This window comes from Streptomyces sp. NPDC026515 (genome assembly GCF_055567595.1).
The window spans coordinates 150,228-167,552 of sequence record NZ_JBVHQD010000006.1 but is presented as its reverse complement, the minus strand read 5'-3'; the positions used below and the strand labels follow the sequence as shown (position 1 = coordinate 167,552).

Below are 17,325 nucleotides of genomic sequence, written 5' to 3'. Positions count from 1 at the left end.
GGGCGCAAAGCGGCTCGCGGCGGGACGGCCCCCCGGGGCGCATTACGCTGGGAGGCTGACCGTCCCCCTGCGCAGGAGTGAAATGGCCGTCAACCTGGTCAATGTCGAGAACGTCAGCAAGGTCTACGGCACCCGTGCCCTGCTGGACGGCGTCTCGCTCGGCGTGTCGGAGGGCGACCGCATCGGCGTGGTGGGCCGCAACGGCGACGGCAAGACCACCCTCATCCGGATGCTCGCCAAGCTGGAGGACGCCGACACCGGGCGTGTCACGCACTCCGGCGGACTGCGCCTCGGCGTCCTCACCCAGCACGACTCCCTCGACCCGGCCGCCACCGTCCGGCACGAGGTCATCGGCGACATGGCCGACCACGAGTGGGCGGGCAACGCGAAGGTCCGGGACGTCCTCACCGGCCTCTTCGGCGGCCTGGACCTCCCCGGCTTCCCCAAGGGCCTGGACACCGTCATCGGGCCGCTGTCCGGCGGTGAGCGGCGCCGTATCGCGCTCGCCAAGCTGCTCATCGAGGAACAGGACCTGCTCGTCCTCGACGAGCCCACCAACCACCTCGACGTCGAGGGCATCGCCTGGCTCGCCCGGCACCTGAGCACGCGCCGCTCGGCGCTGGTCTGCGTCACCCACGACCGCTGGTTCCTCGACCAGGTCTGCACCCGCATGTGGGACGTGCAGCGCGGCGCGGTCTACGAGTACGAGGGCGGCTACTCCGACTACGTCTTCGCCCGCGCGGAGCGTGAGCGGATCGCCGCCACCGAGGAGACCAAGCGGCAGAACCTCGTCCGCAAGGAACTCGCCTGGCTGCGCCGCGGCGCACCGGCCCGGACCTCCAAGCCCCGCTTCCGCGTCGAGGCCGCCAACGAGCTGATCGCCGACGTGCCGCCGCCGCGCGACACCTCCGAGCTGATGAAGTTCGCCTCCTCCCGGCTCGGCAAGACCGTGTTCGACCTGGAGGACGTCACCGTCCAGGCCGGGCCCAAGGTGCTCCTGAAGCACGTCACCTGGCAGCTCGGCCCCGGCGACCGCATCGGCCTGGTCGGCGTGAACGGCGCCGGCAAGACCTCGCTGCTGCGCGCCATGGCCGAGGCCGCGCGCACCGAGGGCGAGGAGCAGCCGGCGGCCGGCCGGGTCGCCGTCGGCAAGACCGTGAAGCTCGCCTACCTCTCCCAGGAGGTCGCCGAACTCAACCCGAACACGCGGGTCCTGGAAGCGGTCCAGCAGGTGCGCGAGCGCGTCGACCTGGGCAAGGGGCGCGAGATGACCGCCGGTCAGCTCTGCGAGACGTTCGGCTTCAGCAAGGAGAAGCAGTGGACGCCGGTCGGCGACCTCTCCGGCGGTGAGCGCCGCCGCCTGCAGCTGCTGCGCCTGCTCATGGACGAGCCGAACGTCCTCTTCCTCGACGAGCCGACCAACGACCTCGACATCGAGACCCTCACCCAGCTGGAGGACGTCCTCGACGGCTGGCCCGGCTCGATGATCGTCATCTCCCACGACCGGTTCTTCGTGGAGCGGACCACGGACCGTGTCTTCGCCCTCCTCGGCGACGCCACCCTGCGGATGCTGCCGCGCGGCATCGACGAGTACCTGGAGCGACGGCAGCGCATGGAGGAGGCCGCCGCCGCCACGGTGGTGGCCCCCAAGGCCCCCACGGCCGAACGCAGCGCCGCCGACCAGCGCGCCGCCAAGAAGGAGCTCCAGAAGATCGAACGTCAGCTGGACCGCGTCTCCGAGAAGGAGACCAAGCTGCACGACCAGATCGCCGCGAACGCCACGGACTTCGGCAAGGTCGCCGAACTCGACGCCCAGCTGCGCGACCTGGCCGGTGAGCGCGAGGAACTGGAGATGCGCTGGCTGGAGTTGGCGGAGGACGCGTAACGGGCGCATCACGGGGCGGTTCTTCCTTGGGAACGGGGGCTGACGGGGCCCGGTCGCCGGTCGCTGCCGAGTGATAGAAAGGGCCGTCTCAGAGCAGTCTGAGTACGGCCCGGGGCCCTTCGGGAGCTTCGGGGCGTGGCTAAAAATCAGTAACGGGGGAAGATCGCTGATGACTCAGCCACCCAGTCAGCCACCGCAGCCGGACGGCTTCGGCGCACCGCAACAGCCGCCCGGGCAGGGCGGTTTCGGGACGCCCCCGCCTCCTGCCCAGCCACCCCAGCCGGGACCGTACGCGCAGCCCGGCCCCTACGGCCAACCGCAACAGCCCGGCCCCTACGGTCAGCCCCGGCAGGCGGGGCCGTACGGTCAGCCCCAGCAGGCGGGGCCGTACGGTCAGCCGCCCCAGCCGGGTTACGGCTATCCGCCGCAGTACCCGGGCGCACCGGGCGTCACTCCCCCGCCCGCGGGCGGGGGCCGCGGGCCGTTCAGGGGCAGGCCCGGGCTGATCGTCGCGGCGGCCGTGGCGGGCCTGCTGGTCGTCGGCGGCACCGTGTACGCGGTGACCAGCGGCGGCGACGGCAAGAAGCCGGTCGCCCAGCGGTCCGACGCCCCCAAGGCCTCCGGCACCGGCACTCCGGCCGACCCGGGTGACGGCACCGGCGGCGGTGCGGACCCGGAGAACCTCAACGAGGGCCGCCGGTCCGGCGAGGCCAAGGTGCTCTGGTACAAGTCGGCGCCCGACGCGCCCGCGTCCGGCGCCGACGCACCCGGCATGTGGATCACCGGGAAGACCGCGGTGAAGGCGGCGTACAAGCAGGTCTTCGGCTACCGGGTGGGCGACGGCGATCCGGCCTGGGCCCCGATCACGTTCGCGCAGAAGATCTGCGCGGTCACCTCCGGCCGGTCTGCCGACGGCAAGGTCGTCGTGGCGTACATGAACGGCAGCAGCGACCGGGCCAAGTGCAACCAGCTGCAGGAGATCGACCTCGACACGGGCCGCAAGGGCTGGACCGCGACCGTCGCCGACGGCGGCCTGTTCGACACCACGATCAGCGTCGAGCTGACGATCAGCGGCAGGACCCTGATGGTGGGCCGCTCCCAGTCGGGCACGGCGTACGACCTCGGCAGCGGCCACAAGCTGTACGACAAGGAGAAGTACGGCGCGTCCTGCTTCCCGACGGCGTTCGCGGGCGGCACGAAACGGCTGGTCGAGGTGGCCTCCTGCGGAGTCGGCGGCGGCAACGAGCACGACGAGATATCGGAGCTGGACCCGGCCACCGGCAAGGTCAGATGGACCCGGCCGGTCAAGAAGGGCTGGTCGGTCGAGCGGACGTACTCCGTCGACCCGCTCGTGGTCTACATGACCAACGAGGACGAGAAGGCCTGGAACATCTCGACCCTGGACGCCAAGGGCACGTTCCGCTCCGAGGTGAAGGTCGACGAGAAGTTCGCCCCCGAGTGCGGCTGGGCGCTCCTCGCCCGTGACCTCCAGGGCTGCCAGGGCGTCGCCGTCGACGCGAACACCCTCTACCTGCCGACGGACACGAACGGCGGCGCCAACGAGATCGTCGCGGTCAGCCTCGCCGACGGCAGGGCGAAGTGGCGTACGAAGTCCCCGACGGACGAGTCGATGTACCCGGTCGGGGTCGAGGGCGGCAAGCTCGTCGCGTACGTGAGGCCGTCCTACGACTCGGGCGGCCAGGTGGTGTCGATCCCGACCGCCGGTTCCGCGCACACCACCACCAGGCTGCTGCAGAACCCGCAGCACACCGCCGACATCGAGGACGGCTTCTACGACGGCGCGGTCGCCTGGGTGGGCGGGCGCTTCTACCTCTCCTCCACGCGGCTGACCGGCAGCGACGACGCGAAGGAGAAGCTGATGATGGCGTTCGGAAACTGAGCGGACCCATCTCGCCCGTCCCCAGCCGTCTCCCGCGCCCTCCCCAGAGGTACCCGTCATGACCCAGCCGCCTCCGCCACCGCCCAACCAGCCCCCGCAGCAGCCCGGTTTCGGCCCACCGCAGCCGCCGCTGCCCCCGGCCCCCCAGCCGGGATACGGCTACCCCGGCCGGCCCCCGGCCCCGCAGCCCGGCTACGGCTACCCGCAGCAGCCCCAGCCCGCACAGCCCCAGCAGCCCGGCTACGGCTACTCCGCCCAGCCCGCGGCGGCGAACCCGTATGCCCAGCAGCCCGGTTACGGCTACCCGGGCGGCCCCGCCGCGCCCGCGCCCGCTCCCGCCGGCGGCAGGAACAACGCCGCGCTGTTCATCATCGTCGCCGCGGTCGTCGTGATCGCGCTGATCGTCGGCGGTGGCATCTGGTACTCCAAGTCCTCGTCAGGGGGCGGCAAGAAGGACGACACCACCAACTCCGGCACCGGCGGCACCGGCGGCAAGGGGGGAGGCGGCGGCAGCGAGGAGGTGCCCGCGAACCCGGCGTCCAGGGTTCTCTTCCAGGTCCCGCTGCCCACGGCCGACGACACCACGGTCACCGCCGGTTCCTGGCTGACCGACAAGGTGTACGCGAAGACCGGTGTGGCCCGGATCGTCGGCTACGACCCCGACTCGGGCGCCGAACTGTGGACCGTCCCGCTGCCCGGCCCGGTCTGCTACGCCACCGGACACGTCAGTACGGACGGCAGGACGGCCGTTGTCTTCCAGCCGAAGATGCCGCCCAAGGGCTCCTCGGCGGGCTGCACCCAGGTCGCCGCGATCGACCTGAACGCCGGCCGGAGACTCTGGACGCGGACGGTCAAGTCCGGTGACGTGCCCGTCAATTTCAACGACGTGACGGTCGCTCAGCAGACGGTCGCCGTCGGCGGCACCAGCGGCGGCGCCGCCTTCGACCTCGCCTCCGGCAAGGTCCGCTGGCAGCCGAAGCCGACCGACACCTGCTACGACGCGGGTTACGGCGGTGGACCGAAGCTGGTCGCGGTCCGCAGGTGCGGCAGCGGCGACACCGCGCAACTGCACATCCAGACCATCGACCCGGTCTCCGGCAAGGTGATCTCCGAGTACGAGATGACCTCGGGCATCCCCTACGCCAGCGTCGTGTCGACCGACCCCCTGGTCGTGGCCGCCGACGTCAACGACAGCGCGGGCGACGGCAGCGGCTTCTCGGACGTCTTCTCCGTCGACAACACGACCGGGAAGCTGCGCACCCGTATCTCCACGCCGGGCAGCGCCTACGCGGCCCGCTGCGACGGCATCTACCAGGTGGAGAAGTGCCAGGGAGTGGTGGTCGGCAACGGCCGGCTGTACCTGGCGACCGAGGAGCACGACGGTGGCGGGGGCCTCGCGAGGACCAACGAGATCGTCGCCTTCGACCTGGCCACCGGCAAGCAGACCGGCCAGCGCGCCGACGCCGGCGACAACTACACGATCACCCCGCTGCGCATGGACGGCCCGAACGTGATCGCGTACAAGAACCCGCCGTACGACAAGGGAGCTCAGGTCGTCAGTATCGACGGCGGTTCGTTCAAGGAGACCAAGCTGCTGGAGAACCCGGCGACCGCGGAGGTCAGGGCCGTGGAGACCGCCCTGTCCCCGACGACCGCGGAGGTCCTGTACGCGCGGGGGCACCTGTACCTGTCCGCGGTGTACGCCCACGCCGCCGGTTCGTCGCTGTCGGCCAAGGAGTACCTGGTCACCGCGTTCGGCGCGGGCGGCTGACAGCTCGTCGAGCGAGAGCGCCCGGTCACCCGGCCCGTGATTCCGGTCCCGTCGCTGATCAGGGACGGGACCGGACACGTACCGCACCACACCCGCTCTTCATCTGCGAATACCAGAAAAGCCAGAGATTCCTCCGATCCGGGGCACTTCTCATCAGTAGGGGCAGCGCAACGTCGAACAAGCGTGTAGCTTCCGGGGGCATGAAGGACGAGGTGCCGGGGGGCCCTCTGTCCATGCGGACCAGTGGGCATCCATAGTGGGGCATCCATTGGGGGGACTGGGGGGTTGCTCTATGGGAGTGCGGCTCATGGTGGTCGACGACCACCGGTTGCTCGCCGAGGCGCTGGCCTCGGCGCTGAAACTACGGGGCCACCGGGTGCTCGCCGCGGCGGCGCCGGCGGCGGGTGCGGCGGAGCTGGTGATCACTCGCGCGCCCGAGGTGTGCCTGCTGGGTACGGCCGTCCCGGCCGAGCCGGGGATCTTCGACCCGGTGGTGAAGATCAAGCGGGAGCGGCCGCAGGTCGCCGTCCTGGTCCTGGGCCCGGTGCCGTCGCCGCGGGGCATCGCGGCGGCCTTCGCGGCAGGTGCCTCCGGGTACGTGCGGCACGACGAGCGGATAGAGGGCGTCGAGCGGGCGATCATGAAGGCGCGGGCCGGTGAGGCTGCCGTGGCGCCGGCGCTGCTCCAGGGCGCGTTCGGTGAACTGCTCAACCCCGCGGCCCAGCCCGACGACGAGGGCCAGCGCCTGCTCCAGATGCTCACCCCGAGGGAGGTCGAGGTCCTGGTCCGGGTGGCCGACGGCGAGGACACCCGCCTGATCGCCGCGGGCATGGGCATCGCTCCGAGCACGGCCCGCACCCATGTGCAGAGGGTCCTTATGAAACTGGGGGTGGGGTCGAGGCTGGAGGCGGCGGCTTTGGCGGCACGGACAGGGCTCCTGGACCGGGCGGGACCTCTGAACGGCGGCACACAGGCGCCCCATTAGGGGCCCGGGGCCGTATCGACGTGCGGCTGCCGCCGCGGGCGCGCGACCAGCCCCCACGCACCCGCAGCCGAACAACTACCTACTCCGTCTCCTCCTCCGTGGCAGGAACAGGCGGTGGGGTGGGCCGTAGCCACAGCCACACCAGGAAGAACACCCCCAGCAGCAGCATCCCGGTCCACAGGTTGATGTTGATCCCCTGCGCCTTGTCGATCTCGGCCTGGGAGTCCGTGATCCCGGTGATCGTGACGATGATCCCGTAGAGCACGAACAACCCGCCGATGATCCGCCGCAGATCGAAGATGCGGGCGGCGGTCGCTGACCTGCTCTCCAGTTCGGTGACTTCCCGCTGGATGTCGTCGGTCATGGTCTCTCCATTCTCCCGCGGCCGGGGTCAGAACGAGAACGGGATGTAACAGGCGGCGGCGAGGACCACGGCGCCCCAGCCCAGCAGCGCCGGCCGCCGGTACCAGGCCTCGTCGCCGGGCGCGGGCGGCTCGGCCAGGCCGGGGGAGCGCGTGCCGTAGACCAGGCCCGCGAGCTCCGCCTCCGACTTGGGCGCGGTGAACAGGGACACGATCACCATCACCACCGCACCGGCGACGAAGCCGGCGATCGCGGAGACGAAGTTGGCGCCCTGGTCCGAGGGGATGCCGATGATGTCCTTCTTGTAGAGGACGAAGTAGTTGACCATCGCGGTCACCGTCCCCGCGAGCAGCCCCCAGAAGCCGGACTTCGCCGAGGCGCGCTTCCAGAACATGCCCACGATGAAGACGACGAACATCGGCACGTTGAAGAAGGAGAACAGCGTCTGGAGGTAGCTCATGATGTTCGAGAACGACGACGCCAGGAACGCCGTACCGACGGAGGCGCAGACGCCGATCGCGGTGATGAGGCGTCCGAAGCGCACGTAGTAGGCGTCCTCCCGGTCCTTGACCACGTACTTCGCCCAGATGTCCGTGGTGAACACGGTGTTGAAGGACGACACGTTGGCGGCCATGCCGGCCATGAAGGCCGCGAGCAGACCGGTGACCGCGATGCCGAGGACGCCGTTGGGCAGCAGCTGGGACATCAGGTACGGGATCGCGTCGTTGTACTGGAGGTCCGACCCCGCCGTGCCGATGTCCGGTACCAGCGCGGCGGCGACCAGGCCCGGGATCATCACCAGGAAGACGATGAAGATCTTCGGGTACGCGGCGATCAGCGGGGTGCGCTGGGCGGCCGAGAGGTTCCTCGCCGACAGGGCGCGCTGGACCTCGGCGAAGTTGGTCGTCCAGTAGCCGAAGGAGAGGACGAAGCCGAGGCCGAGGACGATGGTCAGCCAGTTCGCGCCGAGCGGGTTGACGCTGCCGATGCCGGTACCGCCCCAGGCGGTGGTGAAGTTGTGGCCGTGGCCGGCGTCGAGCTTGTCGACCAGACCGTCCCAGCCGCCGGCCTTCTTCAGGCCGAGCACGGACAGCGGGATGAGGGCGGCCAGGATCACGAAGAACTGGAGCACCTCGTTGTAGATGGCCGAGGAGAGGCCGCCGAGGGTGATGTACGCCAGCACGAACGCGCCGGCCACCACGATCGCCACCCACTGCGGCCAGCCCAGGAGCGCCTCGACGACGATCGCGAGGGCGTACAGGTTGACACCCGCGATCAGGATGGCGGCGAAGGCGAACAGGATCGAACTCAGCAGGTGTGCGGCTCTGTCGAAGCGCAGCAGCAGCATCTCGGGGACCGAGCGGACCTTGCTGCCGTAGTAGAAGGGCATCATCACCAGGCCGAGGAAGACCATGGCCGGAATGGCGCCGATCCAGTACCAGTGCACGGTGTACGCACCGTACTGCGCGCTGTTGGCGGCCATGCCGAGGATCTCGGTGGCGGCCAGGTTCGCCGAGATGAACGCGAGTCCGGTGATCCACGCGGGCAGTGAGCGCCCGGAGAGGAAGAAGTCGAGGCTCGTGCGCACCGAGCGGCGGGCCGCGAAGCCGATGCCCAGGACGACCACGAAGTAGATCGCGAGGATCGCGTAGTCGAGGCCGTTGGTGGGGAGCCGCAGCTCCTCCGCGAGGTATGTGGGGGATAGATGGGCGTTCGTGGGGTTCTGCACCCAGTAATTCAACACTTTTGTTGTCTCACCTTGATTGATTGCGATGTTGACTCACCTGGTGAGTTGTGTTTTGGTGTGTTCGGTTCTGTTTGATGGTTGGCTGACTCGAACAACGCTCGATTTTCGGGAGTCCGCAGTGAAGAAGACCTCGACCCGGCTGGCCGACGGTCGCGAGCTCATCTACTACGACCTGCGGGACGACACCATGCGCGACGCGGTGGACCGCCGGCCGCTGGAGCGGACGCACACCACCTCCGAGATCCGGCGTGACCCGCTCCTCGGCGACCAGGTCGCCATCGCCTCGCACCGGCAGGGCCGCACCTACCACCCCCCGGCCGACCAGTGCCCGCTGTGTCCGACCAGGGGCGACCGGCTGAGCGAGATCCCGGACTCGTCGTACGACGTGGTGGTGTTCGAGAACCGCTTCCCCTCGCTGGCCGGCGACTCCGGGCGCTGTGAGGTGGTCTGCTTCACCTCCGACCACGACGCGTCCTTCGCGAGCCTCACCGAGGAGCAGGCGCGGCTGGTCCTCGACGCGTGGACCGACCGGACCTCGGAACTGTCCCATCTCCCCTCCGTCCAGCAGGTGTTCTGCTTCGAGAACCGCGGTGAGGAGATCGGCGTGACGCTCGGTCATCCCCATGGCCAGATCTACGCCTACCCCTTCACCACCCCTCGCACCGCGCTGATGTTGCGGTCACTGGCGGCCCACAAGGAGGCGACCGGCGGGGAGAACCTCTTCGACGCCGTCCTGGAGCGTGAACTCGCCGCCGAGCGCGTCGTCCTTGAGGGTGAACACTGGGGCGCCTTCGTGCCCTACGCGGCGCACTGGCCCTACGAGATCCACCTGTACCCGAAGCGCCGGGTCCCCGACCTGCTCGGTCTCGACGAGGCGGCCCGCTCAGAGTTCCCCCAGGTCTATCTGGAACTCTTGAGGCGCTTCGACCGTATCTTCGGTGAGGGTGAACCTCCCACGCCCTACATCGCCGCCTGGCACCAGGCGCCGTTCGGGACGCTGGAGGAGTTCGAGGGGGTCACGCGCGACGACTTCGCGCTGCACCTGGAGCTTTTCACCATCCGCCGAACGTCCGGCAAGCTGAAGTTTCTCGCGGGTTCCGAGTCCGGCATGAACGTGTTCATCAACGACGTGCCGCCGGAGCGCGCGGCCGAGCGACTGCGAGAGGTAGCGAGTTGATGAAGTACCTGGTGACGGGCGGAGCGGGTTACGTCGGCAGCGTGGTGGCCCAGCACCTGCTGGAGGCGGACCACGAGGTCACCGTCCTGGACAACCTCTCCACGGGCTTCCGGGAAGGCGTCCCGGCGGGCGCGGCCTTCGTCGAGGGCGACATCCGCGACGCCGCCAAGTGGCTCGACTCCTCCTACGACGCGGTGCTGCACTTCGCCGCGTTCTCCCAGGTCGGCGAGTCGGTCGTGAAGCCCGAGAAGTACTGGGACAACAACGTCGGCGGCACCATGGCGCTGCTCGGCGCGATGCGCGAGGCCGGCGTCCGCAGGCTCGTCTTCTCCTCCACGGCGGCCACCTACGGCGAACCGGAGCAGGTCCCGATCGTCGAGACCGCCCCGACGAAGCCCACCAACCCGTACGGCGCCACCAAGCTCGCCGTCGACCACATGATCACCGGCGAGGCCGCCGCCCACGGCCTGGGCGCGGTCTCCCTGCGCTACTTCAACGTGGCCGGGGCGTACGGCGCGCAGGGCGAGCGCCACGACCCCGAGTCGCACCTGATCCCGCTGGTCCTCCAGGTCGCCCAGGGCAGGCGGGAGGCGATCTCCGTCTTCGGCGACGACTACCCGACGCCCGACGGAACCTGCGTCCGCGACTACATCCACGTCGCCGACCTGGCCGACGCCCACCTGCTGGCCCTGACGGCCGCGCGCCCCGGCGAGCACCTGATCTGCAACCTCGGCAACGGCGAGGGCTTCTCGGTCCGCGAGGTCATCGAGACCGTCCGCCGGGTCACCGGCCACCCGATCCCCGAGGTCGTGGCCCCGCGCCGGGGCGGCGACCCGGCCGTCCTGGTCGCCTCGGCGGCCGCCGCCCGCGAGAAGCTGGGCTGGAACCCGACCCGCGCGGACCTCGCGGGGATCGTCGCGGACGCCTGGGAGTTCGCCCAGCACGTATCGAGGGAGCAGTAGATGGGGGCACAGCAGGTCCGGGACGGTTTCACGGAGCTCTACGGAACCGCGCCCGAAGGGATCTGGTCCGCACCGGGCCGGGTCAACCTGATCGGTGAGCACACCGACTACAACGACGGCTTCGTGATGCCGTTCGCACTGCCGCACGTGACGACGGCCGCGGTCTCCCGCCGCACCGACGGCGTGCTGCGCCTGCACTCCGCCGACATCGAGGGCGGGGTCGCCGAGCTCGCCCTGGACGCCCTGGAACCCGGCACCGACCACGAGTGGACGGCGTACCCGGCGGGTGTGGTGTGGGCGCTGCGCGAGGCCGGCCACCCGGTCACCGGCGCCGACGTGCACCTGTCCTCCACGGTCCCGACCGGCGCCGGCCTGTCCTCCTCCGCGGCCCTGGAGGTGGTGATCGCCCTCGCCCTGAACGACCTGCACCAGCTGGGCCTGGCCCGCTGGCAGCTGGCCCGCCTGTGCCAGCGCGCGGAGAACGTCTACGTCGGGGCGCCGACCGGCATCATGGACCAGACGGCGTCCGCCTGCTGCGAGCACGGGCACGCCCTGTTCCTGGACACCCGGGACCTGTCGCAGAAGCAGATCCCCTTCGACCTCGCGGCCGAGGGCATGCGCCTGCTGGTGGTCGACACCCAGGTCAAGCACGCGCACAGCGGCGGCGAGTACGGCAAGCGCCGGGCCGGCTGTGAGAAGGGCGCGGCCCTGCTGGGCGTGGACGCGCTGCGGGACATCGCCTACGAGGACCTCGACGCGGCGCTCGGCCGGCTGGGCGACGAGGAGGAGGTACGGCGTCTGGTCCGGCACGTCGTCACCGAGGACCACCGCGTGGAACGCGTCGTGGGCCTGCTGGAGGCCGGCGACACCCGTGCCATCGGCCCGGTCCTCACCGAGGGCCACGCCTCGTTGCGCGACGACTTCCGGATCTCCTGCCCGGAGCTGGACCTGGTCGTGGACACGGCCCTGGCCGGCGGAGCGCTGGGCGCGCGGATGACCGGCGGCGGCTTCGGCGGCTCGGCGATCGTTCTCACGGAGGCGTCCGACGTCGACACGATCACCAAGGCGGTCGAAGAGGCGTTCGCGGCGGCCGGGTTCAAGGCGCCCCGGACGTTCGAGGCGGTGCCGTCGGCGGGCGCCCGCCGGGAGAGCTGAGACTCAGCCCAGCCGCTTCGTCAGTGTGTACTCCGTGGTCCCCGGCGGATAGTCGGGGACCACGCACACCACCTCGTAGCCCTGCTTCCGGTAGAAGTCCGGCGCCTGGAAGTCCCAGGTCTCCAGGCGCGCCGCGGTGCAGTCGCGGTCCTGCCCGGCGATGCGCTCCGCCTCGGCCAGCAGCCGGCCGCCCAGGCCCGCACCACGACGGCCCGCGTCCACCCACAGATAGGTGACGTGCAGCCAGCTCGCCCAGGTGTGCCCCACCAGCCCGCCCGCCAGTTCGCCCGACTCCTCGTCCATCGCCCAGACGTGCAGCGGCACTTGGCGTTCGGCGGGGGTGCCGCGCAGAGCCGCCAGGACCGGGGAGGCCGCCGTGTTGGTCTCCAGCAGCCGGGTGCGGAGCAGTTCCCGCCGTTCTTTGTCGACTTCCGTCTCGATACGAAACATGCGGCACACCATAAACGCGCCGGCCGGGCAGTTCTGCAAATTGCCTTCCGCTCCCGCCCCCCTTCCGTACCCTGAAGAGCGGTACCGGTGGGGGCCGGTGCTGATCAGGGGGCGAGACAAGTCGGGTACGACACCCGCGGTGGGGGTAGCAGTCCAGGCACGGCGGCGGCCGTGCGGTTCGGCCCTCGCACGGGTGTCGTGGCCGTGTGATCCGTCGTTCTGAGCACCTTGGGGCATCCCCTGCTCGTGAAGAGCTTGGGGAAGGGGGTTTTGTGGTTCGTATCCGAGTTCTGGTCGTCGACGACCACCGCATCTTCGCCGAGTCGCTCGCCGCGGCACTGGCCGCCGAGCCCGACGTCGACGTCTCCGCGGCCGGCAGCGGTCCGGCGGCGCTGCGCTGCCTGGAGCGCGCGGTCGCCGAGGGCCGCCGCTACGACGTGCTGCTCGTCGATGCCGATCTGGGCGGCCAACTGCCCGGCGGACGCGCGGCGGTACCGGTGCAGGAGGGCAACGAGGAGGGTCTGGTCGACGGGATATCCCTGGTCGCCGGGGTCCGCTCGGCGCAGCCCGCCGTCCGTGTCGTGGTGCTCGCCGAGAAGGACGACCCGCGGCGTGCGGCCCTGGCCCTGCAGGCCGGTGCCTGCGGCTGGGTCGCCAAGGACTGCTCGCTGTCCCGGCTGCTCAACGTCATCCGGGGCGTGCTGCGCGACGAGACCCATCTGCCGCCCGCCCTGCTGACCGGGGTGCTGCGGGAGCTGACGGCCGCGCGCAAGCACCGCACCGAGAGCGAACGGCTCGTGGAGTCCCTCACGCCGAGGGAGCGGGAAGTGCTCCGGTGCATGGTGGCGGGCCTGGGGCGCAAGGCGGTCGCCGAGCGCCTTTTCCTGTCCCCGCACACCGTCCGCACCCATATGCAGAACGTCCTCGGCAAGCTGGGCGTGCACTCCACCCTGGCCGCCGTCGCCCTGGCCCGCCGCGCCGGGGTCGGGCCCGCCGAACTGGAGCCCGCCGGGCGGATCATGCCGGAGGAGAGCAGCAGCGCCTGATCAACGCGTCCCGCGATCCGCCCGGCAGATCCCTCAGCCGGGGATGTTGTCGAACGGCGCGGTCAACTGGCGCAGCAGACCGGCGAGTTCGGCGCGCTGGGTGCGGGAGAGTTCGGCGAGGATCGCCCGCTCCTGGGCGAGGAGCCCGGCCAGGGCCTGGTCCGCGCGGTCCTGGCCCTCCTCGGTCAGCCGCACCAGCACGCCCCGCCGGTCGCTCGGGTCCGGCAACCGCTCCACCAGGCCCTTCTTGGTCAGCCGGTCGATGCGGTTGGTCATCGTCCCCGAGGTGACCAGGGTCTGGGTGAGCAGCTGACCGGGGGAGAGCTGATACGGCGTCCCCGCGCGCCGTAGCGCGGTCAGCACGTCGAACTCCCAGGGTTCAAGGCTGTGCTCCGCGAAGGCCAGCCGACGTGCCCGGTCCAGGTGCCGGGCCAGTCGGCTCACCCGGCTGAGCACCTCAAGCGGTTCCACGTCGAGGTCCGGGCGCTCCCGGCGCCACGCAGCCACCAGCCGATCGACCTCGTCCTCCATGGCGATCAGTGTAGTGGTTGTGTCGACATGAAGTCTCTTGATGTCGAGCTTCTTGACATCAAGAGACTAGGGCGGGGAAGGTGGAACCCATGACGACCCCCGCCTGGGACCCCGCCCAGTACCTCCGGCACGCCGGCCACCGCGCCCGCCCCTTCACCGACCTCCTCGCCCGGATTCCCGCGCTCCCCGGCGAAAGCCCCGCCGTCGCCGACCTCGGCTGCGGCCCCGGCAACATGACCGCCCTGCTCGCCCAGCGCTGGCCCACCGCCCGCATCACCGGCTACGACAACTCGCCCGAGATGCTCGACAAGGCACGCGTGGAGTACGAGGGCCCCACGGCCGGCGGCGGCCGGCTGGACTTCGCCCACGCCGACGTCCGCAGCTGGGCGCCCGAGCGCCCCTACGACCTCATCGTCAGCAACGCCACGCTCCAGTGGGTCCCCGGGCACACCGAACGGTTCGCCGAGTGGATCGCCGGCCTCGCCCCCGGCGGCACCTTCGCCTTCCAGGTCCCCGGCAACTTCACCGCCCCCAGCCACCGGCTGATGCGCACCCTCGCCGAGTCCCCCCGCTGGCGGGGCCGCCTCGCCGGGGCCCTCCGCCACGACGACGCCGTCCTGACCCCCGAGGCCTACCTGGAGCGGCTGACCGGGCTCGGCTGCGCCGCCGACGTCTGGGAGACCACCTACATCCACCTGCTGACCGGCGAGGACCCGGTCCTCGACTGGGTGAAGGGCACCGGACTGCGCCCCGTGCTCACCGCCCTCGCCGACGACCCCGGGGCCCGTGACGCCTTCCTCGCCGAGTACCGGGCCGCACTGCGCGAGGCCTACCCGGCGGGACCGCACGGCACCCCGTTCCCGTTCCGGCGCGTCTTCGCCGTCGCCCGCAAGGAGGAGGACTGATGCTCGCCGCCCTCGACCACGTCCAGCTCGCGGCCCCGCCCGGCTCCGAGGACCTGCTGCGGACGTTCTACGTGGACACCCTCGGCATGACGGAGGTCCCCAAACCGCCCGCGCTCGCGGCGCGCGGCGGCTGCTGGTTCCGGGCCGGGGAGGTCCGTCTGCACCTGGGGATCGAGCAGGCCTTCCGGCCGGCCAGGCAGGCCCACCCCGGTCTGCTGGTGACGGGCATCGAGACGTACGCGGCCCGGCTCACCGCCCACGGCACCCCCGTCGCCTGGGACGGGGACCTCCCGGGCCACCGGCGCTTCTACTGCGAGGACCCCGTCGGCAACCGCCTGGAGTTCCTGGAACCGGCCCGCTGAGCAGCCGTTTGCCGGGGCCCGATCACGGTTACCCGGCGGGACGACAGCCGGGTACCGACCACGTCAGGAGTGATCGACGGTGGCACGCGAAGAGAAGGCCAGGGCCAAGAAGGAACAGCTCAAGGGCAAGGCCAAGGAGATCGGCGGGCGGGCGACGGGCAACCTGTCGACGGAAGCCGAAGGACGCCTCGAACAGTCGAAGGGCGACGCCCGCCAGGCCAAGGAGAAGGCCAAGGACGTCTTCAAGCGCTGAGGCTCCGCCGCGGTGCCGGGGACGTCCCCGGCACCGCGGCCGGGGTGTCACGCCTTGCGGTGCCCTATCAGCCGGGGCTTCGGCTCCAGGCCGTCCAGACCGTGCCAGGCCAGGTTGACCAGGTGGGCGGCGACCTCCGCCTTCTTCGGGCGGCGCACGTCCAGCCACCACTGGCCGGTCAGCGCGACCATGCCCACCAGCGCCTGCGCGTACAGCGGAGCCAGCTTGGGGTCGAAGCCGCGCGACTTGAACTCGCGGCCCAGGATGTCCTCCACCTGGGTGGCGATGTCCGAGATGAGGGACGCGAAGGAACCCGTGGACTGCGGGATCGGTGAGTCCCGGACCAGGATCCGGAACCCGTCCGTGTACTCCTCGATGTAGTCGAGCAGGGCGAACGCGGCCTGCTCACACAGCTCCCGCGGGTGCCCGGCGGTCAGGGAGCCGGTCACCATGTCCAGCAGCCGCCGCATCTCCCGGTCGACCACCACCGCGTACAGGCCTTCCTTGCCGCCGAAGTGCTCGTACACCACCGGCTTGGAGACCCCGGCCTTCGCCGCGATCTCCTCCACCGAGGTGCCCTCGAAACCCTTCGCGGCGAAGAGGGTGCGACCGATCTCCAGCAACTGCTGGCGGCGCTCCGCACCGGTCATCCGGGTGCGGCGTGCCCGCCGCGGCTTTTCGGGACTGGGGGTGCTGGAGTCGGTCGCCACGGCGTCAATCATGCCGCCTCGGCGGTCTCCGCCCCTCGCCGGGAACCGCCTTCCCCGTTGTTGCGGCGCGAATCGATACGGGAGCGTGATGGCCACCGGACGTCGTACGCCCAGCCCAGCTGCTCGCACCAGCGGATGATCCGTGCCGACGAGTCCAGCTGGCCGCGCTCCACACCGTGCCTGGCCGAGGTCGGGTCGGCGTGGTGCAGGTTGTGCCAGGACTCGCCGCAGGACAGCACCGCGAGCCACCACACGTTGCCCGACCTGTCCCGCGACTTGAACGGCCGCTTGCCCACCGCGTGACAGATCGAGTTGATCGACCAGGTCACGTGGTGCAGCAGTGCCACCCGGACGAGTGAACCCCAGAAGAACGCGGTGAACGCGCCCCACCAGGACCAGGTCACCAGACCGCCGATCAGCGGCGGCAGCGCCAGGGAGAGCGCCGTCCAGAGGATGAACTGACGGGAGACCGCCCGGATCACCGGATCCCTGATCAGATCAGGCGCGTACTTCTCCTGCGGGGTCTGCTCCTCGTCGAACAGCCAGCCGATGTGCGCCCACCACAGGCCCTTCATCAGTGCCGGCATCGTCTCGCCGAACCGCCACGGCGAGTGCGGGTCGCCCTCCGCGTCGGAGAACTTGTGGTGCTTGCGGTGGTCGGCCACCCAGCGCACCAGGGGCCCCTCCACCGCCATCGAACCCGCGATCGCCAGCGCGATCCTGAGCGGCCGCTTGGCCTTGAACGAACCATGGGTGAAGTAACGGTGGAAACCGATCGTCACGCCATGACAGCCCAGGTAGTAGAAGAACACCATCAGGCCCAGGTCGAGCCAGCTCACCCCCCACCCCCACGCCAGCGGCACCGCCGCCAGCAGCGCGAGGAACGGCACGACGATGAACAGCAGCAGGGCGAACTGCTCGATCGAACCCTTCTTCTCGCCGCCCAGCGTGGCGGACACCGTCGACGCGTCGGCCGGCTTGTGGGCGTCGTCGATCACATCGGAACTAGACGAGGTCATGCGCGTCCCCTGGGGGGTCGAGGGTTGAGATAGGTGCCGATCCGCGGCGACCGAACGGGACGAGGAGGACTCTTCCCTACGGTTCCGTAACCTACGGCGACGTA

At 70.6% G+C, this 17,325-nt stretch carries 17 protein-coding genes; 11 read left to right on the top strand and 6 right to left on the bottom strand.

Going from position 1 to position 17,325, the window contains the following annotated elements; genetic code table 11:
- The first annotated feature begins 82 nt into the window (after positions 1-82).
- The 4 genes from ACZ4O3_RS13865 (at position 83) to ACZ4O3_RS13850 (ending at position 6,541) form a co-directional block, all read left to right on the top strand.
- Entirely contained in the window at positions 83-1,885 is a 1,803-nt protein-coding gene (locus ACZ4O3_RS13865; protein ID WP_362731334.1) for an ABC-F family ATP-binding cassette domain-containing protein, read from the top strand.
- 169 nt (positions 1,886-2,054) lie between these two features.
- The gene (locus ACZ4O3_RS13860) at positions 2,055-3,785 is read left to right on the top strand and encodes an outer membrane protein assembly factor BamB family protein (protein WP_467722245.1); all 1,731 of its coding nucleotides are present in this window, start codon (positions 2,055-2,057) and stop codon (positions 3,783-3,785) included.
- A 58-nt stretch (positions 3,786-3,843) separates the two neighbouring features.
- Positions 3,844-5,556: an outer membrane protein assembly factor BamB family protein gene (locus ACZ4O3_RS13855; protein WP_467722244.1), complete on the top strand. Its 1,713-nt coding sequence runs from the start codon at positions 3,844-3,846 to the stop codon at positions 5,554-5,556.
- A 292-nt stretch (positions 5,557-5,848) separates the two neighbouring features.
- Positions 5,849-6,541, top strand: a complete 693-nt coding sequence (locus ACZ4O3_RS13850; RefSeq protein ID WP_467722243.1) for a helix-turn-helix transcriptional regulator — start codon at positions 5,849-5,851, stop codon at positions 6,539-6,541.
- A 79-nt stretch (positions 6,542-6,620) separates the two neighbouring features.
- Here the strand turns inward: ACZ4O3_RS13850 and ACZ4O3_RS13845 are convergent, their stop codons facing one another.
- Complete coding sequence (locus ACZ4O3_RS13845) at positions 6,621-6,905, bottom strand: hypothetical protein (RefSeq protein WP_467722242.1); 285 nt, start codon at positions 6,903-6,905, stop codon at positions 6,621-6,623.
- Between the two features lie 27 nt (positions 6,906-6,932).
- Entirely contained in the window at positions 6,933-8,633 is a 1,701-nt protein-coding gene (locus ACZ4O3_RS13840) for a sodium:solute symporter family protein (RefSeq protein ID WP_362721930.1), read from the bottom strand.
- Positions 8,634-8,769: 136 nt separating this feature from the next.
- Here ACZ4O3_RS13840 and galT point away from each other — a divergent pair, with 136 nt between their 5' ends.
- Genes galT through galK form a run of 3 tightly spaced genes read left to right on the top strand, consistent with a single transcriptional unit; the run spans position 8,770 to position 11,945 of the window.
- Positions 8,770-9,828, top strand: coding sequence for a galactose-1-phosphate uridylyltransferase (galT, locus tag ACZ4O3_RS13835; RefSeq protein ID WP_362721932.1), 1,059 nt, complete (start codon positions 8,770-8,772; stop codon positions 9,826-9,828).
- The gene (gene galE / locus ACZ4O3_RS13830) at positions 9,828-10,790 is read left to right on the top strand and encodes a UDP-glucose 4-epimerase GalE (RefSeq protein WP_467722241.1); all 963 of its coding nucleotides are present in this window, start codon (positions 9,828-9,830) and stop codon (positions 10,788-10,790) included. The genes galT and galE overlap by 1 nt, the downstream gene beginning before the upstream one ends.
- The gene (galK, locus tag ACZ4O3_RS13825) at positions 10,791-11,945 is read left to right on the top strand and encodes a galactokinase (protein WP_362721938.1); all 1,155 of its coding nucleotides are present in this window, start codon (positions 10,791-10,793) and stop codon (positions 11,943-11,945) included. It abuts the gene before it with no gap.
- A gap of 3 nt (positions 11,946-11,948) precedes the next feature.
- On the opposite strand, the gene ACZ4O3_RS13820 is transcribed toward galK, so the two are convergent.
- Positions 11,949-12,395: a GNAT family N-acetyltransferase gene (locus ACZ4O3_RS13820; protein WP_362721940.1), complete on the bottom strand. Its 447-nt coding sequence runs from the start codon at positions 12,393-12,395 to the stop codon at positions 11,949-11,951.
- Positions 12,396-12,667: 272 nt separating this feature from the next.
- Between ACZ4O3_RS13820 and ACZ4O3_RS13815 the strand changes: the two genes are divergently transcribed.
- Complete coding sequence (locus ACZ4O3_RS13815) at positions 12,668-13,441, top strand: response regulator transcription factor (protein WP_362721943.1); 774 nt, start codon at positions 12,668-12,670, stop codon at positions 13,439-13,441.
- A gap of 33 nt (positions 13,442-13,474) precedes the next feature.
- On the opposite strand, the gene ACZ4O3_RS13810 is transcribed toward ACZ4O3_RS13815, so the two are convergent.
- Complete coding sequence (locus tag ACZ4O3_RS13810; protein ID WP_362320803.1) at positions 13,475-13,972, bottom strand: MarR family winged helix-turn-helix transcriptional regulator; 498 nt, start codon at positions 13,970-13,972, stop codon at positions 13,475-13,477.
- Between the two features lie 89 nt (positions 13,973-14,061).
- Here ACZ4O3_RS13810 and ACZ4O3_RS13805 point away from each other — a divergent pair, with 89 nt between their 5' ends.
- The 3 genes from ACZ4O3_RS13805 (at position 14,062) to ACZ4O3_RS13795 (ending at position 15,492) form a co-directional block, all read left to right on the top strand.
- On the top strand, positions 14,062-14,877 hold the full coding sequence (locus ACZ4O3_RS13805; RefSeq protein WP_467722240.1) for a trans-aconitate 2-methyltransferase: 816 nt from the start codon (positions 14,062-14,064) through the stop codon (positions 14,875-14,877).
- Entirely contained in the window at positions 14,877-15,239 is a 363-nt protein-coding gene (locus tag ACZ4O3_RS13800; RefSeq protein WP_467722239.1) for a VOC family protein, read from the top strand. Before ACZ4O3_RS13805 ends, ACZ4O3_RS13800 begins: the two co-directional genes overlap by 1 nt.
- A 79-nt stretch (positions 15,240-15,318) precedes the next feature.
- Positions 15,319-15,492: a CsbD family protein gene (locus ACZ4O3_RS13795; protein ID WP_362715296.1), complete on the top strand. Its 174-nt coding sequence runs from the start codon at positions 15,319-15,321 to the stop codon at positions 15,490-15,492.
- Positions 15,493-15,539: 47 nt separating this feature from the next.
- Here ACZ4O3_RS13795 and ACZ4O3_RS13790 read toward each other — a convergent pair whose 3' ends face one another.
- Together ACZ4O3_RS13790 and ACZ4O3_RS13785 are read right to left on the bottom strand one after the other, a co-directional pair.
- The gene (locus ACZ4O3_RS13790; RefSeq protein WP_360489942.1) at positions 15,540-16,214 is read right to left on the bottom strand and encodes a TetR/AcrR family transcriptional regulator; all 675 of its coding nucleotides are present in this window, start codon (positions 16,212-16,214) and stop codon (positions 15,540-15,542) included.
- On the bottom strand, positions 16,211-17,221 hold the full coding sequence (locus ACZ4O3_RS13785) for an acyl-CoA desaturase (RefSeq protein WP_362715301.1): 1,011 nt from the start codon (positions 17,219-17,221) through the stop codon (positions 16,211-16,213). The genes ACZ4O3_RS13790 and ACZ4O3_RS13785 overlap by 4 nt, the downstream gene beginning before the upstream one ends.
- Positions 17,222-17,325 lie beyond the last annotated feature (104 nt).

Coding starts and splice junctions, on each gene's coding strand:
- galK (WP_362721938.1), top strand. CDS start 10,791: ATGGGGGCACAGCAGGTCCGGGACGGTTTCACGGAGCTCTACGGAACC.
- ACZ4O3_RS13845 (WP_467722242.1), bottom strand. CDS start 6,905: ATGACCGACGACATCCAGCGGGAAGTCACCGAACTGGAGAGCAGGTCA.
- ACZ4O3_RS13865 (WP_362731334.1), top strand. CDS start 83: ATGGCCGTCAACCTGGTCAATGTCGAGAACGTCAGCAAGGTCTACGGC.
- ACZ4O3_RS13810 (WP_362320803.1), bottom strand. CDS start 13,972: ATGGAGGACGAGGTCGATCGGCTGGTGGCTGCGTGGCGCCGGGAGCGC.
- ACZ4O3_RS13860 (WP_467722245.1), top strand. CDS start 2,055: ATGACTCAGCCACCCAGTCAGCCACCGCAGCCGGACGGCTTCGGCGCA.
- ACZ4O3_RS13785 (WP_362715301.1), bottom strand. CDS start 17,221: ATGACCTCGTCTAGTTCCGATGTGATCGACGACGCCCACAAGCCGGCC.
- ACZ4O3_RS13855 (WP_467722244.1), top strand. CDS start 3,844: ATGACCCAGCCGCCTCCGCCACCGCCCAACCAGCCCCCGCAGCAGCCC.
- ACZ4O3_RS13820 (WP_362721940.1), bottom strand. CDS start 12,395: ATGTTTCGTATCGAGACGGAAGTCGACAAAGAACGGCGGGAACTGCTC.
- ACZ4O3_RS13800 (WP_467722239.1), top strand. CDS start 14,877: ATGCTCGCCGCCCTCGACCACGTCCAGCTCGCGGCCCCGCCCGGCTCC.
- ACZ4O3_RS13805 (WP_467722240.1), top strand. CDS start 14,062: ATGACGACCCCCGCCTGGGACCCCGCCCAGTACCTCCGGCACGCCGGC.
- galE (WP_467722241.1), top strand. CDS start 9,828: ATGAAGTACCTGGTGACGGGCGGAGCGGGTTACGTCGGCAGCGTGGTG.
- ACZ4O3_RS13790 (WP_360489942.1), bottom strand. CDS start 16,214: ATGATTGACGCCGTGGCGACCGACTCCAGCACCCCCAGTCCCGAAAAG.
- ACZ4O3_RS13850 (WP_467722243.1), top strand. CDS start 5,849: ATGGGAGTGCGGCTCATGGTGGTCGACGACCACCGGTTGCTCGCCGAG.